1 rRNA gene is annotated in these 394 nt (G+C 51.3%); it reads right to left on the reverse strand.

Annotation, left to right across the window (positions count from 1 at the left end):
- Nucleotides 1–394 (reverse strand): 23S ribosomal RNA (locus DC53_RS22740); the annotation flags it as partial.

Here is a 394-nt window from a genome sequence, read left to right on the forward strand (position 1 = left end):
ACTTTCGCTCAACGCTGCACCTAAATGCATTTCGGGGAGTACGAGCTATTTCCGAGTTTGATTGGCCTTTCACCCCTACCCACAGGTCATCCCAAGACTTTTCAACGTCAACGGGTTCGGTCCTCCACTGTGTGTTACCACAGCTTCAACCTGCCCATGGGTAGATCACACGGTTTCGCGTCTACCACTACTGACTATGGCGCCCTATTCAGACTCGCTTTCGCTACGGATCCACACCTGAAGTGCTTATCCTTGCCAGCAACGGTAACTCGTAGGCTCATTATGCAAAAGGCACGCCGTCACCACTAATGTGGCTCCGACCGCTTGTAGGCGTATGGTTTCAGGATCTTTTTCACTCCGTTATTCACGGTACTTTTCACCTTTCCCTCACGGT

This window comes from Pseudoalteromonas fuliginea (genome assembly GCF_000690055.1).
GTDB lineage: Bacteria > Pseudomonadota > Gammaproteobacteria > Enterobacterales > Alteromonadaceae > Pseudoalteromonas > Pseudoalteromonas fuliginea.